Raw genomic sequence first — 23,950 nt, 5'->3', positions numbered from 1 at the left:
AGCGCCTCCGGCGCTCGCTGCACCACCCCTCCAGCGGCCTTCGCCGGAGGATCCGAGAACAGAACGAAGGGAGCCCCTGATGGGTGCTGACGACAAGATCCGCAACGCCGCTGAGAACCTGGTCGGAAAGGCGAAGGAGGCGGTCGGCAAGCTGACCGACAACGAGCGCCTCGAGGCCGAGGGCCAGGCCGATCAGACGAAGGCCCACACCAAGAAGGTCGGCGAGGACGTCAAGGACGTCTTCAAGAACTGACTCTCTCGAGCCCCGGAGGGCCGTCACCGCTCAGGCGGTGGCGGCCCTCCGTCGTTCAGATGCTCCAGAACATGATCCGACCGGCCGAGGCCGAGTCGATGTCCTGGTCGAAGTTGTCCACGGTGTGCGAGGCGTAGAGGACCGTGTCGCCGTCCACGCTCGTGACGATGCCGGTGTGGTCCCAGTCGCCCGACCCGTCCCAGTCGAACTGGACGACGTCGCCGACCTCGACCTGGTCGCGCTGGTCGTTCGCCAGGGGCGTCGCGCGCTCGGGGTGCGCGGCGAGGTAGGAGTTGAACGCCGTCGAGGACGCCCAGGCCGAGCTGTACCCGCCGCCGGCCGAGAAGCTCCACTCGGAGTCCATGCTCCAGCCACGGGCGATGAGGGACTGCGAGGCGAAGTTGACGCAGTCGTTGCCGCCGATGACTCCGTACTGCGCCGAGTTGTACTCGTTCCAGTAGGTCTCGACGTAGTCGAGCTGCGAGGCCAGACGACTGGCGTCGAGCGCTGCGGCGGCCTTCGCGGCCTCGATCGTGGGGTCCGGCGTGTAGGCGAAGGTGATGGCCGACGCGACGACCTTGGTCGTCGCGAGCACACCGGTCGCTGTCGCGGTGGCGGTCGGCTCGGGCGTCGGCGAACCGAGGTCCGCGGCGGGGTCGGCGAGGAGCGGCTCGGGCGCCGTCGTCGCGATGGCCGGCTGCGCGACGGGCGTGCCGTCGGTCGTGACCGCCGCGGCGGCGTCGGTCACGGCGTCGAAGGTGATCGGCGCGCCGCTCGCGTCGAAGAACGCGACCGGCACGACGCCCTCGACCTCACCGGAGGCGGGCGGGGCGATGACCGTGATCCGATCGGGGTTCTCGACGGCGACGCTGCCCTCGGCCTCGCCGAAGCGCACCGAGGCGACCGAGTCGAGGTTCGAGCCCTGGAGCGTGACGGCGGTCCCCCCGGCGACGGTGCCGGTGGTGGTCGACACGCCGCTCAGCACGACGCGGGCGGAGGCGGTCGTGGCCGGGAGCACGGCGACGGTGGTGGGGACGGCGGTCCGAGCCGCGGTCCCCGAGGCGCTGGCCGAGGCGGACTCGGACGAGCCCGATCCGCCGATGGTCAGGCTCGCCCCCGCGGCGACGGCCACGACGACGAGGCCGCCGGACATCGCGAGCACGAGGTGGCGGCGCGTGGGCCGGAGGAACGCGGAGCCGCGACGGGTGGGCTCGACGCGCGGTCGGTGCTGGCGGTGGCCCTCGGAGGCGCGACGGTCGCGACGCGAGACGAAGACGGTCTCGGCGACGGGGTGCGGCGGCACGGCGGCGGAGGGGCGGACCGAGCGCGGGTCCTGCGCGGGGGCCGCCGGGACGGCGGGGCGGATGCGGCCCTCCCGCTCCCTGGCCTCGCGGCGGGTCAGGGGCGCGACGGTCGCGGCGGGAGCGACGACCTCGGGGGTGGCGGGGGACGGAGTCGGGGTGGAACGGGTGGAGCTGGGGGGCACAGAGGTATCTCACGGTTCGGGATGCGACGGCACGGTGACGCACTGATCTACAGGGGGGGGTGGCCCTGTCAAGGGGCTGTCGCGCTCGGACGAGGGGGTCGTCCGGAAACGCTCCGGGTAACAGTACGGTAACGAGCGGCGCGTGTCACGTCGCCGGACGCCCGGATGTGATCGCTAGAGCGCCTAGGAAACCGAACCGGGCGCGTAATCGGGCGCATCCGGAAGTCCGAACAGGCGCTCCAGCGTCTCGACCCCCGTGTCACGCAGGTGCTGCGCGAGCTCCGTCCCGACGTACCGCAGGTGGTACGGCTCGGACTCGTACCCGGTGATCGGAGTGTTCTGCGCCTTGTACCGGACGAGGAACCCGAAGCGGTGCGCGTTCTCCCCCACCCAGACCCCCTCCGGGGTGTCCCCCCAGCAGATCTCCAGCGCGCAGGCCCCGGACGCGCCGACCACGTCGACGGCCCAGCCCGTCTGGTGCTCGCTGTGCCCGGGCCGCGCGCTCGTCGCATCGGCTCCGGCCTGACCGCGGGTCGACACCCAGCCCGCGTAGACGCTGACCTGGGTCTCGTAGGAGCGGTACGCGCTCTGCACGGCGAGCGCGAGTCCCGCCTCCGTCGACGCGGCCGCGACCATCGCGACGAGCGCGTCGGCCGTCGCCTGCCGCATCGGCTGGCGGTTGACGTAGCGGACGTCCGGGTAGACGAGATCGGCGGGAACGTAGTCGACCGGGTTCAGCGTCCGCAGCTTGTTGACGACCACCCACGGGCTCGCCGCGTCGTCGACGGAGTTCGCCGACAGGTCGATGCCGGGCGTCGGGGTGGGCGCGGGCTCCTCCGTGGCGGTCGGGACCGGCTCGGGGGTCGCCGTGGCCGAGGGAGGAGGAGTCGGAGTGGGCGTCGGGGTCGTGGGAGTGGTCGCCCCCGCTGTCGGTGCCGACGCTCCTCGACCGGCTCCGATCGCCGCGCCGACGCCGAACGCTGTCGCCCCCGCGGCGACCGCGACTCCTCCGATGACCAGTGCGCGCCGGCGCACAGGACGTCCGCCGGGGGTCTCGTTCTCGCTCGACGTCATCCTCCGAGCCTAGACGCGGGTCCGTCGAGGTCTCCCGACGACCGCCCGGCGACCGGATCTTCGGGCCCGCCTCGAATATCCTTCAAGGATTCACCTGCTCGACTCCCCTAGCGTGGGTGACAGCACCGGCGATCGCGCGAGTCCGCCCCCTCGGCTCCGCACCGACGATCCCGGCGACGAAAGGACCCCATGCTCCGACCCCGCCTCGCCCCCGCGGTCCCTCTCGCGGCCCTCGCGCGCACTCTCGAGATCCCGGCCGACGATCCGGCCGACGCCGAGGTCACCGGAGTCGTGCTGACCGCGTCCGACGTCGAGCCCGGCGACCTCTTCGTCGCACTCGCCGGAGTGAACCGGCACGGCGCCGAGTTCGTCGGCGAGGCCCGCGAGCGCGGCGCCTCCGCGGTGATGACCGATGAGGCCGGGGCGGAGCTCGCCCGCGCCACGGGCCTGCCGGTGCTGGTCGTCGACGACCCGCGCTCGCGCCTGGGCGCCGTCGCCGCCGCCGTGTACGGCACGGCCGAGCGCGCGCCGGTGCTCTTCGGCGTCACCGGCACCAACGGCAAGACCTCGACCGTGCACATGATCGAGGGGATCCTCCGCCAGCTCGGCGTGGTCCCGGGCCTCAGCTCGACCGCGGAGCGCCACATCGGCGACACCTCGATCACGAGCGGCCTCACCACCCCCGAGGCGACCGAGCTGCACGCGCTGCTCGCCCGCATGCACGAGGACGGCGTGGGAGCCGCGGCGATCGAGGTCAGCGCTCAGGCGCTCACCCGCCACCGCGTCGACGGGGTCGTCTTCGACGTCGCGGGATTCACGAACCTCAGCCACGACCACCTCGACGACTACGGCGACATGGAGACGTACTTCTCCCAGAAGGCGCAGCTCTTCCAGCCGGACCGGGCCCGACGCGCCGTCGTCTCGCTCGACTCCCCCGCCGGCGCCCGCATCCGCGACACGGCCGGCATTCCCGTGACGACCATCACCTCGCTCCCGGACGTCGACGCCGACTGGACGGTGACGATCCTCGAGCAGGAGTTCGGCCGCACCGGCTTCCGCATCCAGAACCGCGAGTCGCGGGCGATCACCACCTCGGTGCCGATCATCGGCGCCCACATGGCGGCCAATGCGGCCCTCGCCATCGTCATGCTGGTCGAGTCGGGCCGGCCGCTCGGCGAGATCCGCGCCGCTCTGCACCGCGACGGCGGAGTCGACGTCTCGCTCCCCGGTCGCACCGAGCGCGTCTCGGGCGAGCGCGGCCCGACCGTCTACGTCGACTTCGGACACAGCGCCGACGCCTTCCAGCACACGCTCGAGGCGGTCCGCGGAGTGACCCGCGGCCGCGTGATCATGGTGTTCGGCGCCGACGGCGACCGCGACACGCTGAAGCGGCCCGCGATGGCCGAGGCCGCCGTCTCCGGCAGCGACGTGCTCGTCGTCACCGATCACCACCCGCGCTTCGAGGACCCGGCCTCCATCCGCCGCACTCTCGTCGAGGCCGCCCGCGCCGCGCGTCCCAACGGGGAGATCCACGAGGTCGACGACCCCAAGCGCGCGATCCGCGTCGCCGTCTCGCTCGCCGAGGAGGGCGACTCGATCCTCTGGGCGGGCCCGGGGCACCAGAACTACCGCGACATCCAGGGCGTCCGCACGCCCTACTCCGCCCGAGCCGAAGCCCGAGCCGCGCTCCGCGAGGCTGGCTGGACCGAGGAGCCCGCCGCCGCATCGGAGTGACGCCCGCGCGCGCCTCCTGAGATCCCGTTCAGGCTCGCCGCGGGCTCTGGAGGCGCGTCGGCTCCCGGTGTAACTTTGCGCAGCACGCAACGTTCGCGGCGGTCCGCCGTGCCCTGAAGGCGCCCGCCTGACGAGGGGACACCCATGGCCGACTCCGCTTCACGACCGACCGCACCGACGCCCTCCGGCGCGGTCATGTCGCACCGCCAGATCCTCTTCGTGATCTTCGGACTGATGGCGGGGATGTTCCTGTCCTCGCTCGACCAGACGATCGTGGGCACCTCGATGCGCACGATCGCCGACGACCTCGACGGACTGTCGCAGCAGGCCTGGGTCACCACCGCCTACCTGATCGTCTCGACCATCGCGACCCCGATCTACGGCAAGCTCTCCGACATCTTCGGCCGGCGCCCGCTCTACCTGATCGCGATCGTCCTGTTCCTGATCGGCTCCCTCCTGGCCGGGTTCGCGACCTCGATGCTCGGCCTCGCCGGCTTCCGCGCCGTGCAGGGACTGGGCGCCGGCGGCCTCATGTCGCTCGCCCTGACCGTCATGGGCGACATCCTCCCGCCGCGCGAGCGCGCCAAGTACCAGGGCTACTTCCTCGCCGTCTTCGGCATCTCGAGCGTCGTCGGCCCGCTGATCGGCGGCCTGCTCGCCGGCACACCCGAGATCCTGTTCATCACCGGCTGGCGCTGGGTGTTCCTGATCAACCTGCCGATCGGCGCCGTGGCGCTCGTCATCGTGCTCCGCTTCCTGCACCTGCCCAAGCCCGCGGGCACCCGCTCGATCCGCATCGACTGGTGGGGCGCGGCCCTCGTCATCGTCGCGGCCGGCCCCCTCCTGCTGATCGCGGAGCAGGGGCGCGAGTGGGGCTGGAGCTCCCCGATCGCGTGGGTCTGCTACATCGTCGGCGTCCTGGGGATCGTCGGCTTCATCGCGGCCGAGCGGATGATGGGCGACGACGCGCTGATCCCGCTGAAGCTCTTCCGCTCGCCGACCTTCTCGATGGCCACCGTGCTGGGCGTCCTCGTCGGCTTCGGCATGTTCGGCGGCATGATGACGATCCCGCTCTACCTGCAGCTGGTGAACGGAGCGACTCCCACGGAGTCGGGCTTCCTGATGCTCCCGATGATCCTCGGCCTCATGATCGCCTCGATCGTGTCGGGCCAGATCATCTCGCGCACCGGGCGCTACCGGGCGTTCCCCATCGTCGGCACGTTCCTGATGTCGGCCGCGTTCTTCTATTTCACCTTCGTCTCGATCGACAAGCCGGTCCTGTTCATGATGGGCGGCATGCTGCTGCTGGGACTCGGACTCGGCCAGATGATGCAGACGCTCACCCTCGCCTCGCAGAACTCGGTCGACGTGGCGAACATGGGAGTCGCGACGAGCGCCTCGACGTTCTTCCGGCAGATCGGCGGCACCCTGGGCACCGCGGTGATCTTCTCGGTGCTGTTCACCCGCATCCCCGACACGATCGCGGGCGCCTTCCAGAAGCCGGCGATCGCCTCCGATCTGCAGGCCGCTCTCGCCGACCCGGCGGTCCTGGCCGATCCCGCGAACGAGAAGATCCTCGGCCTCCTGCAGTCGCAGGACACTTCGGCGATCGGCTCGGCTCTCGACGGCGACACCTCGTTCCTGAACACCGCCGACCGCGCGCTGTCGGCGCCGTTCCTGACCGGCTTCAACGACGCCACCGTGACCGTCTTCTCGGTCGCCCTCGGAGTGGTCCTGCTCGCCTTCGTGCTGTCGTGGTTCCTCAAGACGCCGCCGCTGCGCGCGAAGTCGGCGATGCAGGAGGCGCACGACCTCGCCGCCGACGAGGAGCGCGCCGAGGAGCTCCGCCGGACCGACCCGCAGCTCGCCGCCCGGGCGGGCGCGGATCTCGCCGCCGGCAGCATCGAGCCCGACGTGCGGACCGACTCCGTCCGCACGACTCCGACCGCGCCCGACAACCGGCGGAGCTGAACCGCTCCGGCGCCGCCCCGAGATCTCGGCGCGGCGCCGGTACGGCGGCGAGAGAGCGCTCCATCGAAGGTCGTAGGATGGCCGTACCAGCCGAAGGAGTCGCCCATGAGCGTTGCCCGCACCCCCGCCACCGAGACGCCGAGCCTCGCTGAGCAGAACCTCCGGGCCGAGCGCCTCGCCGTGCGCGACTGGCCGGTCGGATTCCTGTGGGGCTCCGCGACGGCCGCCGCCCAGATCGAGGGCGCCGGCCACGAGGGCGGCAAGGAGGACAGCATCTGGGATGCGTTCTCGCGCGTCCCCGGCGCCGTCGCGAAGGGCGACACCCCCGAGGTCGCCGTCGACCACTACCACCGCATGCCCGCCGACGTGCAGCTGATGAAGGAGCTGGGCCTGGGCTCGTACCGCTTCTCGGTCAGCTGGTCGCGGGTGAAGCCGGGCGACCGCTCCGTCAACGCCGAGGGACTCGACTTCTACTCGCGCCTGGTCGACGAGCTGCTGGGCGCCGGGATCCTGCCCTGGCTGACGCTCTACCACTGGGACCTCCCGCAGGCCGTGGAGGAGACCGGCGGCTGGACGAACCGCGACACCGCCGAGCGCTTCCGCGACTACGCCGAGGCCGTCTACGAGAGCCTCGGCGACCGCGTCCAGCACTGGACGACGTTCAACGAGCCGTTCTGCTCGACGCTGCTCTCCTACGGTGCGGGCGTGCACGCCCCCGGAGTGATCTCGCCGCAGGCCGCGCTCGCGGCGGTCCACCACACCCACCTCGCGCACGGCCTCGCCGTCTCGACGCTGCGTCAGCTCGGCGCGCAGAACCTCGGCATCACGCTCAACCTCTCCAACGCCGTCCCCGACGACCCCGAGGACGAGGTCGACCTCGACGCCGCCCGCCGCTTCGACGCGCTGCAGAACCGCATCTTCCTCGACCCGCTGCTGCGCGGCGAGTACCCCGAGGACCTGCTCGAGGACGTCGCCGGACTCGGACTCGACGAGCTGATCGTCGACGGCGACCTCGACCTCATCTCGCTGCCGCTCGACTTCCTCGGCGTGAACCACTACCACGACGACAACGTCTCGGGTCACGCGCTCCCCGCCGGCACCGAGGACTTCGCCGTCGCGACCGACCGCGAGACGGCCTCCCCGTTCGTGGGGTCGGAGTTCATCACCTTCCCCAGCCGCGGCCTGCCGCGCACGGCGATGGACTGGGAGGTGCACCCCGACGGACTGCGCTACCTGCTCACCCGCCTGGGCCTGGAGTACGAGAACCTCCCTCCGCTCTACGTCACCGAGAACGGAGCCGCGTACGACGACGTCGTCGAGGACGGCCGCGTGCACGACGTCGACCGCACCCAGTACGTCCTCGACCACGTCGAGAAGGTCGCCGACGCGATCGACCAGGGCGCCGACGTCCGCGGCTACTTCGTCTGGTCGCTGCTCGACAACTACGAGTGGGCGTGGGGCTACGAGAAGCGCTTCGGCATCGTCCGCGTCGACTACGAGTCCCAGGAGCGCACGATCAAGGACTCCGGCCTCGTCTACTCGCGCCTGCTCGGCGGCTCTGCCGCGTCGCTCCTGGACTGACCGGTGGCCGACGGATCGATCGGCCGCGAGGCGGGGCGCTCCCCCACCCTCGAGATGGTCGCGGCGCGCGCCGGAGTGTCGCGCGCGACCGTCTCGCGGGTCGTCAACGGCGCCCCGCAGGTGGCCGCCGACATCGTCGCCGCGGTCGAGAAGGCGATCGGCGAGCTCGACTACGTGCCCAACCGCGCCGCCCGGATGCTGGCGTCGCGGCGCACGCAGTCGATCGCGCTGATCGTCCCGGAGTCGACGGCGCGCGTCTTCGCCGACCCGTTCTTCGCCTCGATCGTGCAGGGCGCGGCGATGCGCCTGGCCGACACCGACTACACCCTGTCGATGCTGATCGCGTCCGAGACCAACGGCGAGAAGACCCGCCGCTACCTCCTGGGCGGCAACGTCGACGGCGCACTCGTCGTCTCGCACCACTCGGGCGACCACTCCTACGCGGCTCTCGCCAACTCGCTCCCGATCGTCTTCGGCGGCCGCCCGCTGTCGCCGGAGGAGCGCGGCTCGTACTTCGTCGACGTCGACAACGCGGAGGGGGCGGCCGCCGCGACCGCGCACCTCGTCGAGCGCGGACGCCGCCGCCTCGCCACCATCGCCGGCCCCGCCGACATGCCCCCGGGCGTCGACCGGCTCGTCGGCTGGCGCCGCACCCTCGCCGACGCGGGTCTGGACGACTCGCTCGTCGAGTGGGGCGACTTCTCGCCCGACAGCGGCCGCGAGGCGATGCGCCGACTGCTCGAGCGCGACCCCTCGATCGACGGCCTCTTCGCCGCCAACGACCAGATGGCCGTCGGCGCGTACGAGGCGCTGCGGGCGGCCGGCCGGCGCATCCCGGACGACGTCGCCGTCGTCGGCTTCGACGACGACATGTTCGCCCGCACCGCCGCGCCCGCCCTGAGCACCGTCCGCCAGATGCCTGTCGAGCTGGGCGCCCGCATGGCCGAGCTGCTGGTCGCCCGCATCGAGGGCCTCCCGGTGGAGCACCGCACCCTGATGCCCACCGAGCTGGTCGTCCGCGCCAGCTCCTGACGCCGGCCGCCCCCGCCCCCCCCCACCCTCCCGCGCTTCTCCAAAAGTTGCGGTGAACGCTCGCGCTTACCGCAACTACTGCGGAAGCGCTGCATCTCCAGCCCACTGACCTTCCCTCCCCCCAGACCCCTCGCACTTCTCCCAACGCGCTTCTCCAGAAGTTGCGGTGAACGCTCGCGCTTCCCACAACTACTGCGGAAGCGCTGCATCTCAGGCCCACTCGCCGTCGCACTACCGAGCCCCGCCCTTCTCCAGAGTTTGCGGTGAACCCTCGCGCTTCCCGCAACTTCTGCGGAATCGAAGTGGATCCGGCGGCCACCTCCTTGTCCCGGAGCAGAAATCGATTACCGCACGTGAGGAGCGGCGGTAGCTCCTCACGCATGCCACAACGTCTGCGCATCCACCGCCCCAGCCCCTCCTCCTCCTCCTCCTCCTCCTCCTTCGGACCGACCCCCATCGTCGTTATCCAGAAGTTGCGGTGATTGCTCGCACTTCCCGCAACTTGTGCGGAAGCGACGCGGCCGCGGGCGTCGCCTGCCTGCCGGTAGTCGTGACCCGTCACTCCTCCCCGGACGTCGCGGTGAGGCAGTGCGAGCAGCGCCGTGCCGACCGCATCCGGGGCTCAGCCGCGCCAGCCGTGCGCGTGGAGCGCCGCGCGGATCTCGGCGATCGTCCGGGCGCTCCCCTGGCGCAGGCCCTCGGCACGGATGGGGACGATGATCCACCCGGCCAGCTGGAGGGCGAGCAGCCGCTCCCGGTCCCGGGCGAACTGCGCGTCGCTGGTGCGATGCTGCTCCCCGTCGTACTCGACGAGCACCTTCCATCGGGCGAACACCAGATCTCCGACGGTGAGCAGCTTCGAGCCCACGCGGATGGGGACGTTCAGCTCGGGCTCCGGAAGGCCCGCTTCGACGATCATCAACCGCAGGCCGGTCTCGGGACGGGATGCCGCCGCGTCCGACGCTCGCGAGAGAGCAGTGCGCAGCGCGCGCGCCGGCACCGTGGAAGTCCGCGAGAGCGGCCTCGAGGTCGGCGCGACGCGCGAACGGACGGTCGGGGTCGTCACTGCGGTAGCGGGGGACGAACAGGAGGTGGTCCGTCGCGACGACGAGCTCCCGGTACGCCAGGACCGTGCCGAGCAGGAGCCACGTCGACACCGCATCCGTGACGGGGAGACCTCGCCGAGTCGTCACGGAGAAGCGCCCGCCGTTCAGCGCGTGGCCGACGACACCGCGGCACCGCGGGGGCCTGGCAGGAGAGAAGACGGCGACGTGCACCGGGTCGTCCTCGGCGGCGAGGGTGGGCAGCGGGACGTCGTACAGCACCGCCGCTGTCAGGTGCGAGAAGAACCGGCCGTCCCGCAGGCGAGGGACGTACGCCTGAGCGCGCTGCAGGTGGGTGCGCGGCGCGACCACGGTGCGGACGCCGTGGAACGGACGAGAGAGTGCACGGTGCCGGATGCGATCCTCGGTCCACCCCCTCTCGATCGCGGACGCACGGGAGAAGGCTCCGAGAGGGTTGTCGCTCTGATGCATGGCGACAGGATCGCCCCGCTCGCCGCCCGCTGACGGCTCTCCACAGGTGGACGAGGGATCCGGCGCCTGTGGAGGACCCTCCCGCCCCGCGCTTCTCCAGAAGTTGCGGTAAGCGCGCGCGATCACCGCAACTTCTGGAGAAGCGGGCAGAGCCCCCGCGGGCGTCAGAGGAAGAGCGGCGCCGGATCCAGCGACGCGAAGCGCCGGCGCATCACGGCCACCGCGTCGGCGTGCGAGTCGATGAGCACGAAGCGGCGCCCGAGCGCGTGCGCCACCGCGCCCGTCGTCCCGGAGCCCGCGAAGAAGTCGAGCACCGCGTCGCCCTCGCGGCTCGACGCCTGCACGATGCGCCGCAGCACCCCCTCCGGCTTCTGCGTCGGGTACCCCGTCTTCTCGCGCCCCGTCGGCGACACGATCGTGTGCCACCACACGTCGGTCGGCCGCTTGCCGCGCTCGGCCTTCTCAGGCGTCACGAGGCCGGGCGCCATGTACGGCTCGCGGTCCACCGCGACGGAGTCGAAGTGGTAGCCGCGCGGATCCTTCACGTACACGAGGATCGTGTCGTGCTTCGTCGGCCAGCGGCGGGTGGCCTTCGCCCCGTAGTCGTAGGCCCAGATGATCTCGTTGAGGAAGCACTCGCGGCCGAAGAGCGCGTCGAGCAGCACCTTCGCGTAGTGCGCCTCTCGGTAGTCGAGGTGGAGGTAGAGGGTGCCGTCGTCGGCCAAGAGTCGCCAGGCCTCGGCCAGTCGCGGCTCCAGGAACGACCAGTAGTCGTCGAACCGGTCGTCGTACTGCAGCAGGTCGCCGCGGATCCGCTCGTAGCTGCGGCCCTTGAACCCGGCGATCGTGCCGGTCGCCGAGCGCACCGACGTGGTCGAGGTGCGCACCTGCGCACGCCCCGTGTTGAACGGCGGATCGAGGTAGACGACCGTGAACGACCCGTCGGCCAGCTGCGGCAGGACGTCGAGGTTGTCGGCGTGGATCACCGCGCTCCGCAGCTCGGGGACGCCGTCCGCGATCGGGAGGGGCATCCTGTGATTCTGCCAGTGCGGGGCGCCTCCGCCGACACGCCCAGGGCTCCGATCCGGGGCTGAAGGGCTCCCGACGGCCTCCGGCGTAGAGTGACGCGATGATCTCAGAAGTGCGTCACGACGCGACCGAGTCCCGGTACACGCTGTGGGTCGACGGCGAGAACGTCGGGCTCGCCGACTACGCGCTGCGCGGGTCCGACGTGGTGTTCCTCCACACCGAGATCGCCCCCGAGCACCGGCACGAGGGGCTCGGTGACCGCCTGGTCGAGGCGGCCCTGGACGACGCGCACGAGCGCTTCGGCTCGCGCATCGTGCCGGCATGCCCGTTCGTCGCGGAGTTCATCGCCGAGCACCCCGACTACCAGGAGCTGCTCGCGAGCTGAGCGCGCCGCGCATCGTCCCGGCGACCTCAGCGCCCCGGCGGCATCACGGCACCCGGCGCAGCCACTCCTGCGTCGAGTACTTCGTCCGCACCAGCTCCTCGGCCTCCGCGTACTCCGCGTCGGTGAGGTCGCCCGGCGTCCCGCCGTGCAGGCGCACGAAGGTGTCCTTCATCCGCTCGATGATCTCGGCGCGGCTGAGCCCGGTCTGGCTGCGCAGCGGGTCGACGCGCTTCACGGCGGAGGCGATGCCCTTGTCGGACAGCTTCTCGCGGCCGATCCGCAGCACCTGCACCATCTTCTCGGCGTCGATGTCGTAGCTCATGGTCACGTGGTGCAGCACTGCTCCGGAGCCCAGCCGCTTCTGCGCGGCTCCGCCGATCTTGCCCGAGGGCGAGGTGATGTCGTTGAGCGGCTGGTAGACCGCGTCGATGCCGAGCGACTGCAGCGCGCTGATCGTCCACTCGTCCAGGAACGCGTAGGAGTCGGCGAAGGTCAGCCCCTGCACCAGGTCGCCGGGCACGTAGATCGAGTAGGTGACGACGCTGCCCGCCTCCATGAACATCGCGCCGCCGCCCGAGATGCGCCGGACCACTTCGACGCCGTACTTCTCGGCGTTCTCGAGGTCGACCTCGTTGCGCAGCGACTGGAAGCTGCCGATGACGACGGCGGGCTGGTCCCACTCCCAGATCCGCAGCGTCGGTTCGCGCCGGCCCTCGCCGACGGCGGCCGTCAGGACCTCGTCGAGCGCGAGGTGCAGCGCCGGCGAGACGGCCTTCGCATGCACGATCCGCCAGTCGTAGTCGCGCCAGCTCGTCGCCTTCTGCAGCGAGCGGCGGATCGCGACCGCGACCGCCTCGGGCGTGAAGCCCAGCAGCACGGCATCGCTCGGCAGCGCCGCCCGGATCGCCGCGGCGATCGTCTTGGCGTCGCTCTCCTCCGGCAGCCCCACGACCGCGCGGTCGATGTCGTCGAGCGCCGTGTCGGGCTCGAGGAAGAAGTCGCCCGCGAGGCGGAAGTCTGCGAACCTGCCGTCGACCACCTCCAGGTCGACGACCACGAGTTTTCCGCCGGGGACCTTGTACTCGCCATGCATGGGGCCAGCCTAGGCCGGAGCGGGCCGCGCGGGCCGGGAGTCGAATCTCTCGTCCAGCCACGCGACCAGATCGGCCGTGACCTCGACGCGGTTCAGCTCCTGGAACAGCTCGTGCCGCGCCTCCGGGTACACCCGCACCGAGACGTCGGTGAAGCCCGACCGGCGCCGGTAGGCCCGGGCCAGCGCCCGCACCGACCGCTCGCCGCCGAGCGTGTCCTCGGCGCCGATGACGATGAGCAACGGCAGCGGAGGAGCGATGCGGCGCGCGGGGCGGCCGACCAGTCGCAGGGTCTCCGCGATCCCGATCCGCTTCGCGAGCGGGTCCGTGAAAGTCAGCTGGTCGTCGTGGAACAGCTGCCAGACCGCCGGATCGCGCGACAGCCACTCGAGCCCCAGCCCCCCGGGCTGCCGGTGGCGCTTGGTGAGGTCGCCGCCGTTCATGAAGAACGGCAGCCGGTAGGCGGTGCCGCTGAGCACCAGGGCGGCGTAGTCGGAGGAGTGGTGGTCGACGATCCGCTGCGCCATCAGCGAGCCCCAGGAGTGGCCCAGCAGCACGATCGGGAGGCCGGCGTTCTCGGCGGCGAGCTCGCGCGTGAGCCGGTTCACCGCCTCCTCCGTCGCGCGGAGCCCGCCGGGGCCCAGACGGCCGAGCTGCGACGCGTCGCCGCCGTGCTGCTGGAGGCCGGTGCGCCCGTGCCCGCGGTGGTCGTCGGCCGCCACCGCGTAGCCCGCGGCGACGAGCGCCTCGGCGAGCTCGACGTAGCGGCCCGAGTGCTCGCCCACGCCGTGCGCGATCTGCACCAGCGCGCGCGGAGCGGGGTGCGACCACCAGCGGTAGTGGATGGTCACCCCGTAGGCGTCGTCGAAGGTCTTGTCGACCGCGGTGTCCGGCATGGCACCAGTGTGGCCCACCGGCCGCTGGACGCGACGGCGGGCCCGGGAACTGAGAGGATGCTCATGATCGGGTCGCACCAGCCGGCCCGGCGTCGACGGATCGCTAGCGTTCTCACCTGCCCGACCCCGTCGCCGGCGCTCGGACCCCCCGACGACCGTCCCCCACCCCTTCACGAGCGAGGCCTCCCCCACTGATGACCGTATCGCCCCTGATCTGGACCCTGACGATCGTCTTCATCGTCCTGCTCCTGCTCTTCGACTTCTTCTTCCATGTGCGCAAGGCACATGAGCCCACGCTGAAGGAGTCGGCGGTGTGGTCGGCCCTGTACGTCGGCATCGCGGTGCTCTTCGGCCTCGGCGTGCTCGTCTTCGGCGGGCCGACTCCCGGATCCGAGTACTTCGCGGGCTACATCACCGAGAAGGCGCTCTCGGTCGACAACCTGTTCGTCTTCCTGATCATCATGGCGAGCTTCAAGGTGCCCCGGGCCGACCAGCAGAAGGTGCTGCTCTTCGGCATCGTCTTCGCCCTGATCGCCAGGACCGGATTCATCTTCCTCGGCGCCGCGCTGATCAACTCGTTCGCGTGGGTCTTCTACGCGTTCGGCCTCATCCTGCTGCTGACCGCGTTCAACCTGGTGAAGCCGGGCGACGAGCACTCGGGCGACAACATCATGGTCCGCCTCGCCAAGCGCGTCTTCAAGACGAGCGACACCTACGACGGCGACAAGTTCTACACGACCGTCGACGGCAAGCGCGTCCTCACGCCGATGCTCCTGGTCATGGCCGCGATCGGCGGCACGGACATCCTGTTCGCCCTCGACAGCGTCCCCGCCATCTTCGGCCTGACCAACGACGTCTTCCTGGTCTTCACGGCGACGGCGTTCTCGCTGCTGGGTCTGCGCCAGCTGTACTTCCTGATCGACGGCCTGCTCGACCGCCTGGTCTACCTCAGCTACGGCCTCGCCGCGATCCTCGCCTTCATCGGCGTGAAGCTGATCCTGCACGCGCTCCACGAGAACACGCTGCCGTTCATCAACAACGGCGAGCACGTGGAGGTCTTCGAGATCGGCACCGGCCTCTCGCTGAGCGTGATCATCGGAGTGCTGACCGTCACGGTCATCGCGTCGCTGGTGAGCCCGAAGGGCCGCCGCATGGCGAAGGAGGCCGCCGAGCGCCGCCGCGTCGAGACCGAAGCGAACGCAGGGCACTGAACGGTCCGCACAGCTCAGGCTGGGATGCCGTTGCGAGACGATGTCGCTCCGGAACCGCGTCCCAGCCTTCTCTCTGAACTCATTTCGCGCGGTACCGGTGCTCGGGACGGCCGGTGCTGCCGTAGCTCAGGGTCATCTCGACCAGCCCGCGGCCGGCGAGCCCCGAGAGGTAGCGCTGGGCCGTCGCCCGCGAGATGCCCGCGCGCTCGGCGACCTCCAGCGCCGAGAGCTCGGAGGCCGACTCCGTGAGCCGCGCCAGCACGAGCTGCTCCGTGGCCGACCTCGAGGGCCCGGCCGCCGCCGCATCGCCCGAGTGCAGGATCCGCAGCGCCCGCTCCACCGCCTCCTGGTCGGCCGCGCGGTCCTCGCGCAGCACGTTGCGGAACCGCACGTACGCGTCGAGCCGCTCGCCCAGCAGCCGCGCGTCGAACGGCTTGATCAGGTAGCCGAGCGCGCCGGCGTGCAGCGCCCGTCGCACGGTCGCCCCGTCCGAGGCGGCGCTCACGACGAACGCGTCGGTGTCGAGCTCACGAAGCAGCGCGATGCCGCTCTGGTCCGGCAGGTGCACGTCGAGCAGCAGCAGATCCGGAGCGGAGTCGAGCACCGCCGCCCGCGCCGCCCGCGCGGTGTGCACCGGCGGAAGGGCCCGCAGCCCCTGGCGCCCGTCGACCAGGTCGGCGTGCAGCTGCGCCACGCGGAAGTCGTCGTCCACGACGAGCACCGTGCGCTCCTGCGGGTCTGTCATCGCTCCTCCTCCGTGTCGGGCGGACGGACCGCGCCAGGCAGCCGCGCGCAGAGCACCGCTCCCGCCGAGCCGCCGCCCGCGTCGGCCAGCCACACCGCTCCTCCGCGCCGCGCCGCCACCTCGCGGCAGAGCGGCAGCCCGAAGCCGCGGCCGTGCACGCGGTCGTCGTCCCCGTCCTCCTCCGCGGGGCCGCGCTCGAACAGGGTGTCCGGATCCGCGACCCCGTCGCCGGAGTCGGCGACCGTCACGAACAGCGTGTCCCCGTCGTCCAGCAGCTCGACCTCGACGAAGCGCACGTCGCGGGCGCCGAGTGCGGCCGCCCGCACCGCGTTGTCGACCAGGTTGCCGACCACTGTCGCGACGTCCTCCGGCTCCACGACGACGCCGCGCACGAGCGTCTCGTCGCCCAGGGTCAGCAGCACGCCGCGCTCGGCCGCCTCGATCCCCTTCGCGCCCACGAGCGCCTGGAGGTACGGCTCCTGCAGCCGGTCGGCGTGCTGCACGGGGTACTTCAGCGGCCCGCGGGTCAGCACCTCGTCGAGGTAGTCGCGCGCCGACTCCGTCCGACCGGCGTCGAGCAGGCCCGCCACGACGTGCAGGCGGTTGGCGAACTCGTGCCGCTGCACGCGCAGCGCGTTCGTCATCGAGCCGACCGCGTCCAGGCGGCGGCTGAGAGCCGCGACGTCGGTCCGGTCGCGCAGCACGACGACGACGCCGAGGTCGCGGTCTCCGCGGGTCACCCGGCGGATGTCGACGTAGACGATGCGCGAGTGCACGACGAACCCCTCCGCTCCCGCCGACCGGGCCCGCTCGGGCGAGCGCAGCGCGGCGGTGATCGCGTCGGCCAGCGGGGTCGGCAGCTCGAGCTCGGCCAGGGTCAGCCCCTGCAGCGCATGCCCGGACGGATCGTCCGATCCGAGGATCGCGGCGGCGCGCGCGTTGCAGACGCCGACCCGTCCGTCGCGGTCGAAGGCGAGGACGCCCTCGTCGACCCCGTCGAGCACGGCCGCCTGGTCCTGCACGAGCGCGGTCAGCTCCTCCGGAGCCAGGCCCAGCGTCAGCCGCAGCAGCCGGCGCCGGATGAACACGGAAGCGACCGCGGCGAGCACCAGCCCCGCGACCGCCGCGGCGAGGACGCCCAGCAGCGCGGTGGGCAGGTCGTCGAAGACGCTCGAGCGCGCGAAGCCGATGCTCACCTCGCCGACGACCCCGCCGCCGCCGCCGGGAGCGAAGACGGGCACCTTCGCCCGCGCCGACTCCCCCAGCGTGCCGGTGCCCCACGAGACGCTCTCGCGTCCGGCGAGCGCCTCGGTCGCGCTGGTCGAGACGACCTCGCCCAGCCGGTCGGGGTCGGGGTGGGCGAGCCGGATGCCCTGGTCGTCGGTGATCACCACGAAGAGCGCGCCGGTGCGCTCCTCCACTCCGGCCGCGAGGTCCTCGAGGGGTCCCGTCCGCAGGCCGACCGCGTCGGGCGTGCCGGGGTCGGCGGAGTAGTCGCCGACGGCCGCGCGCACGTCGGGATCCTCGGCGACGGTGCGGGCGATGGCGAGCGCGGTCTCCTCCGCCTCGCCGCGCAGCTGCTGCACGCTGAGCGCGGTGACGAGGCCGGCGCAGACGAGGACGGCGGCCGAGACGGTCGCGAGCTGCAGCACGAGCACGTGGGTCGCGAAGCGCATGCGGCCTCCTCCCTGCGCAGAATGCGCAGAACCCACACTATGCGCAGATCGCGCGCTTATGAGCGATACCCGGACGGCGGGGCCGGGCCTCCCTAGGGTTCTCAGGACCCGGACAGCGCCGCTCGCGACGGGCAGCAGGACGCACGACGACGAAGGAGTCAGCAGTGTTGGTAGTACTCGGATTCACGATGATCCTGGCCTTCATGGCCCTGATCATGACCAAGAAGCTCACGCCCATGGTCGCGCTGATCGTCGTCCCCACGATCTTCGGCCTCTTCGCCGGCGCGGGTCTGGGCATCGGCGACATGGTCATCGAGGCCATCGGCAGCCTCGCCCCCACGGCCGCCCTGCTGATGTTCGCGATCATGTACTTCGGCATCATGATCGATGTCGGGCTCTTCGACCCGCTGATCCGCTTCATCGTCCGCGCACTGGGCGACGACCCGGCGAAGGTCGTCCTCGGCACGGCGCTGCTGGCCGGAGCCGTCTCGCTCGACGGCGACGGATCGACCACCTTCATCGTGACCACCGCGGCGATGCTGCCGATCTACCTCCGCCTGGGGATGAACCCGGTCGTGCTGACCTGCGTCGCCGGCCTCGCGAACGGCACGCTCAACATCGTGCCGTGGGGCGGTCCGACCGTCCGCGCCGCCGCAGCCCTGCAGGTCTCGCCGAGCGAGATCTTCGTGCCGATGCTCCCCTCCCTCGCGGTGGGCCTCGCCGTCACGCTCGTCTTCGCCTGGTTCCTCGGACTCGGCGAGCGCCGCCGCCTCGGCTCGCTGGCCCTCGCCGAGCCGATGGTGGAGCGCGAGCTCGTCGGCGCCGGCCGCGCCCCGCGCACCGGCGGCCTCGCCGCCCTGACCGGAGGCATCCGCACCGTCGCCCGCGAGAAGTTCTCGTTCCTCCGCGGGCCGGAGTCGCTGCGCGGCGCCCAGGTCGCCGTCGCCGCCCGCGTCCAGGCCGACGACGCCGACACCGCGATGGCCGACACCATGCTCGACCCTGAGCGCGAGACCCTGCGTCCGAAGCTGATCTGGGTGAACCTCGCGCTCACCCTGATCGTCATGACGCTGCTGGTCGCCGACATCCTGCCGCTGCCCTACGTCTTCATGGTCGGCTCCGCGGTCGCGCTGCTGATCAACTTCCCGAAGATGAAGGACCAGGCGTCCGAGATCGTGAAGCACGCGCCGAGCATCGTCGGCGTCGTCTCGATGGTCCTCGCCGCGGGCGTGCTCATCGGCGTCCTGAACGGCACCGGCATGGTCGACGCGATGGCCGAGTGGGTCGTCGATGTGATCCCGCCGGCGCTGGGCCCGTTCCTCGCCGTCATCACCGGTGTGCTGAGCATCCCGATGACCTTCTTCATGTCGAACGACGCGTTCTACTACGGCATCCTCCCGGTGCTCGCCGAGAGCGCCGCGAACTACGGCATCGACCCGGTCGAGATGGCCCGCGCCTCCATCACCGGCCAGCCGGTCCACCTGCAGAGCCCGCTGGTCCCCGCGATCCTGCTGCTCGTCTCGCTCGCCGCGGTCAACCTCGGCGACCACCACCGCAAGGTGCTGTGGCGCGCGGTGATCGTCTCGCTGGTGATGCTGGCGGTCGGCGTCCTGGTCGGAGCGATCCCCTTCGGCTGATCCGCCGCAGCCCTTCCGCAGAACCTCAGCCGGAACGACTCGTCGCGCACCATCGCGGCTGACGAGCCCTCCCGGCTGAGGTTCTGCCGCCTCAACCGGGCACCGGTCCTTGCCGGGGTCCCGGATCCTGAGCCCGGTCCTCAGCCCAGCAGCGGCGCCAGGTTCTCGGTCCACACGTCGAACCCGAGCTTCAGGATGAGTGCGCCGACCACCGCGAGGAACGCGATCCGGATGAAGCGGCTCCCCTTGGCCACCGCCATCCGCGAGCCCAGGTAGGCACCCGCCACGTTCGCGAGGCCCATGAACAGGCCCAGCACCCAGACGACGTGCCCGCCGGGGATGAAGTAGAGCAGCGCCCCGAGGTTCGTCGCCACGTTCACGATCTTCGCCTTCGCGCTCGCGAGCAGGAAGTCGTAGCCGAGCGCCGTGATCAGGGCGATGATCAGGAACGTGCCGGTGCCGGGGCCGATCAGGCCGTCGTAGAAGCCGATCACGAGTCCGAGCACCGCCGCGGTCACGAGGTGCCGCCGCCCCGCGTGCTTGAGCGCGGTGACGCTGCCCATCGTCGGGCGCGCGATCGTGACGACGGCGACCACGATCAGCGCGACGACGATGATCGGCTTGAAGACGGAGGAGGGCAGCAGCCCCGCGAGCGTCGCGCCTCCGTAGCTGCCCGCGAGGGCGACGGCCGCCATCGGCAGTGCGGTGCGCAGGTCGGGCCTCGCCCGCCGGAAGAACGTGATCGCGCTGGTCGTGGTGCCGAAGATCGACGCGAGCTTGTTGGTCGCCAGCGCCTGCACGGGCGAGATGCCGGGCACCAGGAGCAGCGCGGGCAGCTGGAGCAGTCCGCCACCGCCGACCACCGCGTCGATCCAGCCTGCGGCGAAGGCAGCGAGCACCATGAGCAGGATGATCGGGAGGCCCAGGTCGAGGGTGTCGGTCAGCATCGCTGGGAAGCGTACTGGAGCCCCCGCACCCCCTCGACCTCTCGCCCGGGCCGCCCTAGGGTCGGCGGCATGCGATTCGGACTCTTCATCCCCCAGGGCTGGCGCCACGACCTCGTCGGCATCGACCCCGCCGACCAGTGGCGCACCATGAACGACCTCGCCCGGCACGCCGACTCCGGCGCCTGGGAGTCGATCTGGGTGTACGACCACTTCCACACCGTCCCCGTGCCGACCGACGAGGCGACCCATGAGGCGTGGACGCTCATGGCAGCGTTCGCGGCGACGACCTCCCGCGTGCGCCTCGGCCAGATGTGCACGTGCATGTCGTACCGGAACCCGATGCACCTCGCCAAGATCGCGACGACCGTCGACGTGGTCTCGGGCGGCCGGGTCGAGATGGGCATCGGCGGCGGCTGGTACGAGCACGAGTGGCGCGCGTACGGCTACGGGTTCCCGCGCATCGCCGAGCGGCTCGGCCGCCTCGACGAGGGCGTGCAGATCATGCGCCAGGCCTGGACCACCGGCTCCGCGACGCTCGACGGGCGGTACTACACGGTCGACGGCGCGATCAACCGCCCGCTGCCGCTGCAGGAGGGCGGGATCCCGCTCTGGGTCGCCGGCGGTGGCGAGAAGGTCACGCTGCGGATCGCGGCCCAGTACGCGCAGTACACGAACTTCGCGGGCGCCGCCGAGGCGTTCGACCACAAGAGCGCGGTGCTCCGAGCGCACTGCGAGCGGCTCGGCACCGACTTCTCGGCGATCACCCGCAGCGCCAACTACAACGTGATGATCGGCGAGACCGAGGCCGACGTCGAGAAGGGCCTGCAGCGGCTGGAGGAGCGCGTGACCCCGTTCCTCGGTGCCGAGGGCGCCGCGTCCTTCGTGGCGGAGTACCGCTCCCCCGACGCGCTCGCCGTCGGCACCCCCGCGCAGATCGTCGACCGCCTGGCCGACATGGCCGCGCGCGGCATGGACTACGGCATCTTCTACTTCCCGGACGCGGCCTACGACCGCTCGGGGATCGAGCTGTTCGAGCGCGAGGTCCTGCCCGCCCTGGCGTGAACGGCGCGGATCGGAGGCGGCGCCTACGCCTCCGATCCGCGCTGTGCGGTCCGCACGAAGAACGCGCTAGCCGAGCGGATCGGACGACGATCTCGCCCAGAGCGCGAGGTCGTCGCCGGATCGAGCACCCGTGTCCTCGAAACCGGCCCCGGCGAAGAGGCGTTGACTCCGTGCGTTGCGGACGTCGATCCGGGCGACGAGATCAGGTCTCCCGGGACCGACGGAGCCGATGACCTGACTGAGTAGGTTCATCGCGAGACCGGCGCCCTGATGGTCGGGGCGGACTCCGATCGCGAACACCAGGAGAACGTCACCGTCGCTGTCGTAGCCGGAGTGGCACGCCGCGATCACCTCCCCCTGCTCGTCCAGGTCCACGAGGAGGGATTCCGAGGGAGGAAGAGGGAGCCGCAACGATCTGAGGTGCGATTGGACGTCCAACGCCCACGGAGTCGGATGGTACGAGCGCCGACCACCTCGGAACTCGGCTCGTTCCGGGCGCGCGCAGATGAATCGCTGGAGGGCGGGCAGGTGAATCCACTCCGCCGGAACGGCCACTCCGCGCTCTAGCGGCGTCGGCGCCAGGCGGCGAGAGCACGCCGCTCGGCCGACGTGAGGACCGGCGAGCCCGCGCCCGCTCGGTAGCGAGCAGCCGACGCGTCCCGCTCGCGGTCCGTCAGGCCATCGTCCCCCTCATCCGCGGAGTCCCGCGGAAGCGGAGGGGCGAGAGGAGGCGAAGCCATGCCGTCAATGGTAGGCGGAGCCGAGTCCCCTGGCGAAGTGTGGCGGGCGACGTCGGTCCAGACGGGACCTGATCCGCACTGCCGGGCCTGAGGCGGCGCCTACGCCTCCGATCCGCGCTCCGCAAGTCCCTGCGTCGCCCCCGCACCCCCGCCTACGGTCGGAGCATGGACGCACAGGACATCCGCTGGAACGATGAAGCCCGCAGCAAGATCCTCGAGGACTCGGACCGTGTCCTCCGCGAGGCGGTGCTCGACCTCGCCCAGAGCAAGAAGGGCGAGCCCTGGGAGGACGTCTTCGCCGAGCTCAACGCCCGGCTGAAGGACCGCTTCATCGACTTCGAGCCCGGGCCGGACCTCCGCAAGTACGCCGAGGCCGTCTCGGCCGGAGAGATCGAGTCGGGCTCGTGAGCGGCTCCCCGGACGACGCCTCGCTGTCCGACGACATCGAGTCGATCCGCGCGCTCGGCGAGGGCCGGATCGGCGAGACCGCCGGCCCCGAGGACGTGGAGCAGGAGCTCTCCCCCGAGGAGGACGCAGCGATCGAGGACGAGCTCAAGCACCGGGGCTGATCCCGGACACGACGAAGGCCCGCCCCCTGCACGGGGAGCGGGCCTTCGTCGTCGGTACGACTACGCCGAGAGACGCTCGTAGTCGGTGTAGCCCTCGGCGCCGCTCGCGTAGACGGTGGCCTGGTCGAGCTCGTTCTCGGGGTGTCCGCCCTGCCAGCGCTCGACGAGGTCGGGGTTGGCCATCACCGGACGGCCCACCGCGACGGCGTCGGCGTGGCCGTCGGCGATCAGCGAGCGGACCTCGTCGCGCGTGGTCGGCGATCCGAAGCCGCTGTTCGCGATCAGGACGCCGCCGAAGCGCGAGCGGAGGTCCTGCACCAGCTCGCCCGCGGGCTCGGCGTGCAGGACGCTCAGGTAGGAGAGTCCGAGCGGCGCGAGTCCGTCGACGAGGGCCTCGTAGGTGGCGCGCACGTCGTCGGCGTCCGTCTCGAGGACGTCCTGGATGTTGTGGCTCGGCGAGATGCGGATGCCGACGCGGCCGGCGCCGATCTCGTCGGCGATCGCGCGGGTGACCTCGATCGGGAACGCGGCGCGCGCGGCGGGGCTCCCGCCGTAGGCGTCGGTGCGCACGTTCGAGACCGGCGAGAGGAACTCGTGCAGCAGGTAGCCGTTGGCCGAGTGGACCTCTACGCCGTCGAAGCCGGCGTCGACCGCGCGGCGGGCGGCGGCGACGAACTCGTCGCGCACGACGGCGAGCTCTTCGGTCGTGAGCGCGTGCGGCACCGGGAAGCGGGCCTTGTCGTCGCCGGGGACGCGGACCTCTCCGTCGATCGCGATGGCGCTGGGAGCGACGATGCGGTCGGTGCCGGTGATCGCGGTGTGCGAGACACGGCCCGCGTTCATGATCTGCATGACGATGCGGCCACCGGCGGCGTGCACGGCGTCGGCGACGACGCGCCAGCCCTCGGCCTGCTCGGCGGTCTCGATGCCCGGCTGCCCGGCGTAGCCCTTGGACTCGGCGCTGGGGAACACTCCCTCGCTGATGATCAGTCCCAGGCTCGCGCGCTGGGCGTAGTGCTCGGCGATGAGGGCGCCGGGGACGCCCTTCTCGTCGGCGCGCAGGCGCGTCATCGGCGCCATGACGACGCGGTTGGGGAGTTCGAGGTCACCGGCGGTGAGGGGGGAGAAGGGATCCACGGAGGGCCTTTCGTCAGGGGTCGGGCGGGCGCGACCAGCAGTCGCACCGCGGAGGGGAACCGCGGCGGTGACGAGCGCATTCCGTCTCCCGGCGTTCTCCCATCCGCCACGGGCGGCGGACGCGCTCCGCGGCGATCGCTCCCTGCTCCTCGTCGACCG

General features: G+C 71.6%; 22 protein-coding genes. 11 read left to right on the top strand and 11 right to left on the bottom strand.

Going from position 1 to position 23,950, the window contains the following annotated elements:
* The first annotated feature begins 79 nt into the window (after positions 1-79).
* Positions 80-253 carry a CsbD family protein gene (locus C1I63_RS08970; RefSeq protein ID WP_082480972.1) on the top strand — a complete coding sequence of 58 codons (174 nt, stop codon included), beginning with the start codon at positions 80-82 and terminating at the stop codon, positions 251-253.
* Between the two features lie 55 nt (positions 254-308).
* Here C1I63_RS08970 and C1I63_RS08965 read toward each other — a convergent pair whose 3' ends face one another.
* Both C1I63_RS08965 and C1I63_RS08960 read right to left on the bottom strand, forming a co-directional pair.
* A complete protein-coding gene (locus tag C1I63_RS08965; protein ID WP_107574568.1) occupies positions 309-1,739 on the bottom strand; it encodes an amidase domain-containing protein in 1,431 nt (476 codons plus the stop codon).
* Between the two features lie 183 nt (positions 1,740-1,922).
* On the bottom strand, positions 1,923-2,813 hold the full coding sequence (locus C1I63_RS08960; RefSeq protein WP_107574567.1) for a M15 family metallopeptidase: 891 nt from the start codon (positions 2,811-2,813) through the stop codon (positions 1,923-1,925).
* Positions 2,814-3,002: 189 nt separating this feature from the next.
* Between C1I63_RS08960 and C1I63_RS08955 the strand changes: the two genes are divergently transcribed.
* The 4 genes from C1I63_RS08955 to C1I63_RS08940 all read left to right on the top strand — a co-directional run bounded on the left by C1I63_RS08955 (position 3,003) and on the right by C1I63_RS08940 (position 9,131).
* A complete protein-coding gene (locus C1I63_RS08955) occupies positions 3,003-4,547 on the top strand; it encodes a Mur ligase family protein (protein WP_055786851.1) in 1,545 nt (514 codons plus the stop codon).
* A gap of 144 nt (positions 4,548-4,691) precedes the next feature.
* Positions 4,692-6,518, top strand: coding sequence for an MDR family MFS transporter (locus C1I63_RS08950; protein WP_244907012.1), 1,827 nt, complete (start codon positions 4,692-4,694; stop codon positions 6,516-6,518).
* A gap of 105 nt (positions 6,519-6,623) precedes the next feature.
* A complete protein-coding gene (locus C1I63_RS08945; protein WP_107574566.1) occupies positions 6,624-8,099 on the top strand; it encodes a GH1 family beta-glucosidase in 1,476 nt (491 codons plus the stop codon).
* A gap of 54 nt (positions 8,100-8,153) precedes the next feature.
* Positions 8,154-9,131: a LacI family DNA-binding transcriptional regulator gene (locus C1I63_RS08940; protein ID WP_107575800.1), complete on the top strand. Its 978-nt coding sequence runs from the start codon at positions 8,154-8,156 to the stop codon at positions 9,129-9,131.
* A 622-nt stretch (positions 9,132-9,753) separates the two neighbouring features.
* Here the strand turns inward: C1I63_RS08940 and C1I63_RS19440 are convergent.
* Together C1I63_RS19440 and C1I63_RS08925 are read right to left on the bottom strand one after the other, a co-directional pair.
* Entirely contained in the window at positions 9,754-10,197 is a 444-nt protein-coding gene (locus tag C1I63_RS19440; RefSeq protein ID WP_170116360.1) for a DUF559 domain-containing protein, read from the bottom strand.
* Positions 10,198-10,830: 633 nt separating this feature from the next.
* The gene (locus tag C1I63_RS08925) at positions 10,831-11,697 is read right to left on the bottom strand and encodes a DNA-methyltransferase (RefSeq protein WP_055786845.1); all 867 of its coding nucleotides are present in this window, start codon (positions 11,695-11,697) and stop codon (positions 10,831-10,833) included.
* 98 nt (positions 11,698-11,795) lie between these two features.
* Between C1I63_RS08925 and C1I63_RS08920 the strand changes: the two genes are divergently transcribed.
* Positions 11,796-12,080, top strand: a complete 285-nt coding sequence (locus C1I63_RS08920) for a GNAT family N-acetyltransferase (RefSeq protein WP_055786843.1) — start codon at positions 11,796-11,798, stop codon at positions 12,078-12,080.
* 43 nt (positions 12,081-12,123) lie between these two features.
* On the opposite strand, the gene lplAB is transcribed toward C1I63_RS08920, so the two are convergent.
* Together lplAB and C1I63_RS08910 are read right to left on the bottom strand one after the other, a co-directional pair.
* The gene (gene lplAB / locus C1I63_RS08915) at positions 12,124-13,173 is read right to left on the bottom strand and encodes a lipoate-protein ligase LplAB (RefSeq protein ID WP_107574563.1); all 1,050 of its coding nucleotides are present in this window, start codon (positions 13,171-13,173) and stop codon (positions 12,124-12,126) included.
* Between the two features lie 9 nt (positions 13,174-13,182).
* Complete coding sequence (locus C1I63_RS08910) at positions 13,183-14,067, bottom strand: alpha/beta fold hydrolase (protein ID WP_107574562.1); 885 nt, start codon at positions 14,065-14,067, stop codon at positions 13,183-13,185.
* A gap of 194 nt (positions 14,068-14,261) precedes the next feature.
* On the opposite strand from C1I63_RS08910, the gene C1I63_RS08905 reads away from it, so the two are divergent.
* Positions 14,262-15,278, top strand: coding sequence for a TerC family protein (locus C1I63_RS08905; RefSeq protein ID WP_107574561.1), 1,017 nt, complete (start codon positions 14,262-14,264; stop codon positions 15,276-15,278).
* Positions 15,279-15,357: 79 nt separating this feature from the next.
* Here the strand turns inward: C1I63_RS08905 and C1I63_RS08900 are convergent, their stop codons facing one another.
* Together C1I63_RS08900 and C1I63_RS08895 are read right to left on the bottom strand one after the other, a co-directional pair.
* Positions 15,358-16,023: a response regulator gene (locus tag C1I63_RS08900; protein WP_055786834.1), complete on the bottom strand. Its 666-nt coding sequence runs from the start codon at positions 16,021-16,023 to the stop codon at positions 15,358-15,360.
* Positions 16,020-17,699 carry a sensor histidine kinase gene (locus tag C1I63_RS08895; protein WP_211315603.1) on the bottom strand — a complete coding sequence of 560 codons (1,680 nt, stop codon included), beginning with the start codon at positions 17,697-17,699 and terminating at the stop codon, positions 16,020-16,022. Before C1I63_RS08895 ends, C1I63_RS08900 begins: the two co-directional genes overlap by 4 nt.
* A 188-nt stretch (positions 17,700-17,887) precedes the next feature.
* Here C1I63_RS08895 and C1I63_RS08890 point away from each other — a divergent pair, with 188 nt between their 5' ends.
* Positions 17,888-19,336: a CitMHS family transporter gene (locus C1I63_RS08890; RefSeq protein WP_107574560.1), complete on the top strand. Its 1,449-nt coding sequence runs from the start codon at positions 17,888-17,890 to the stop codon at positions 19,334-19,336.
* A gap of 140 nt (positions 19,337-19,476) precedes the next feature.
* On the opposite strand, the gene C1I63_RS08885 is transcribed toward C1I63_RS08890, so the two are convergent.
* The gene (locus C1I63_RS08885; protein ID WP_055786827.1) at positions 19,477-20,283 is read right to left on the bottom strand and encodes a sulfite exporter TauE/SafE family protein; all 807 of its coding nucleotides are present in this window, start codon (positions 20,281-20,283) and stop codon (positions 19,477-19,479) included.
* 69 nt (positions 20,284-20,352) lie between these two features.
* On the opposite strand from C1I63_RS08885, the gene C1I63_RS08880 reads away from it, so the two are divergent.
* A complete protein-coding gene (locus tag C1I63_RS08880) occupies positions 20,353-21,345 on the top strand; it encodes an LLM class F420-dependent oxidoreductase (protein WP_107574559.1) in 993 nt (330 codons plus the stop codon).
* 66 nt (positions 21,346-21,411) lie between these two features.
* On the opposite strand, the gene C1I63_RS08875 is transcribed toward C1I63_RS08880, so the two are convergent.
* A complete protein-coding gene (locus C1I63_RS08875) occupies positions 21,412-21,900 on the bottom strand; it encodes a GNAT family N-acetyltransferase (protein WP_170116359.1) in 489 nt (162 codons plus the stop codon).
* Between the two features lie 350 nt (positions 21,901-22,250).
* Here C1I63_RS08875 and C1I63_RS08870 point away from each other — a divergent pair, with 350 nt between their 5' ends.
* Both C1I63_RS08870 and C1I63_RS19740 read left to right on the top strand, forming a co-directional pair.
* Positions 22,251-22,493 carry a hypothetical protein gene (locus tag C1I63_RS08870; protein WP_055786822.1) on the top strand — a complete coding sequence of 81 codons (243 nt, stop codon included), beginning with the start codon at positions 22,251-22,253 and terminating at the stop codon, positions 22,491-22,493.
* Positions 22,490-22,654 carry a hypothetical protein gene (locus C1I63_RS19740; protein ID WP_157603043.1) on the top strand — a complete coding sequence of 55 codons (165 nt, stop codon included), beginning with the start codon at positions 22,490-22,492 and terminating at the stop codon, positions 22,652-22,654. Before C1I63_RS08870 ends, C1I63_RS19740 begins: the two co-directional genes overlap by 4 nt.
* 60 nt (positions 22,655-22,714) lie before the next feature.
* Here the strand turns inward: C1I63_RS19740 and C1I63_RS08865 are convergent, their stop codons facing one another.
* Positions 22,715-23,791 carry an alkene reductase gene (locus tag C1I63_RS08865; RefSeq protein WP_107574557.1) on the bottom strand — a complete coding sequence of 359 codons (1,077 nt, stop codon included), beginning with the start codon at positions 23,789-23,791 and terminating at the stop codon, positions 22,715-22,717.
* Between the last annotated feature and the right edge of the window lie 159 nt (positions 23,792-23,950).

The organism is Rathayibacter caricis DSM 15933, assembly GCF_003044275.1.
Taxonomy (GTDB): Bacteria; Actinomycetota; Actinomycetes; order Actinomycetales; family Microbacteriaceae; genus Rathayibacter; species Rathayibacter caricis.
This window is presented reverse-complemented; position numbering and strand designations above follow the sequence as displayed.

Bases quoted from the DNA above. Each gene is read 5' to 3' on its own strand.
- C1I63_RS08920 (WP_055786843.1), top strand. From the start codon at position 11,796: ATGATCTCAGAAGTGCGTCACGACGCGACCGAGTCCCGGTACACGCTG.
- C1I63_RS08910 (WP_107574562.1), bottom strand. From the start codon at position 14,067: ATGCCGGACACCGCGGTCGACAAGACCTTCGACGACGCCTACGGGGTG.
- C1I63_RS08970 (WP_082480972.1), top strand. From the start codon at position 80: ATGGGTGCTGACGACAAGATCCGCAACGCCGCTGAGAACCTGGTCGGA.
- C1I63_RS08870 (WP_055786822.1), top strand. From the start codon at position 22,251: ATGGACGCACAGGACATCCGCTGGAACGATGAAGCCCGCAGCAAGATC.
- C1I63_RS08885 (WP_055786827.1), bottom strand. From the start codon at position 20,283: ATGCTGACCGACACCCTCGACCTGGGCCTCCCGATCATCCTGCTCATG.
- C1I63_RS08955 (WP_055786851.1), top strand. From the start codon at position 3,003: ATGCTCCGACCCCGCCTCGCCCCCGCGGTCCCTCTCGCGGCCCTCGCG.
- lplAB (WP_107574563.1), bottom strand. From the start codon at position 13,173: ATGCATGGCGAGTACAAGGTCCCCGGCGGAAAACTCGTGGTCGTCGAC.
- C1I63_RS08945 (WP_107574566.1), top strand. From the start codon at position 6,624: ATGAGCGTTGCCCGCACCCCCGCCACCGAGACGCCGAGCCTCGCTGAG.
- C1I63_RS08895 (WP_211315603.1), bottom strand. From the start codon at position 17,699: ATGCGCTTCGCGACCCACGTGCTCGTGCTGCAGCTCGCGACCGTCTCG.
- C1I63_RS08905 (WP_107574561.1), top strand. From the start codon at position 14,262: ATGACCGTATCGCCCCTGATCTGGACCCTGACGATCGTCTTCATCGTC.
- C1I63_RS08925 (WP_055786845.1), bottom strand. From the start codon at position 11,697: ATGCCCCTCCCGATCGCGGACGGCGTCCCCGAGCTGCGGAGCGCGGTG.
- C1I63_RS08890 (WP_107574560.1), top strand. From the start codon at position 17,888: ATGATCCTGGCCTTCATGGCCCTGATCATGACCAAGAAGCTCACGCCC.
- C1I63_RS08940 (WP_107575800.1), top strand. From the start codon at position 8,154: ATGGTCGCGGCGCGCGCCGGAGTGTCGCGCGCGACCGTCTCGCGGGTC.
- C1I63_RS08880 (WP_107574559.1), top strand. From the start codon at position 20,353: ATGCGATTCGGACTCTTCATCCCCCAGGGCTGGCGCCACGACCTCGTC.
- C1I63_RS08900 (WP_055786834.1), bottom strand. From the start codon at position 16,023: ATGACAGACCCGCAGGAGCGCACGGTGCTCGTCGTGGACGACGACTTC.
- C1I63_RS08960 (WP_107574567.1), bottom strand. From the start codon at position 2,813: ATGACGTCGAGCGAGAACGAGACCCCCGGCGGACGTCCTGTGCGCCGG.
- C1I63_RS08950 (WP_244907012.1), top strand. From the start codon at position 4,692: ATGGCCGACTCCGCTTCACGACCGACCGCACCGACGCCCTCCGGCGCG.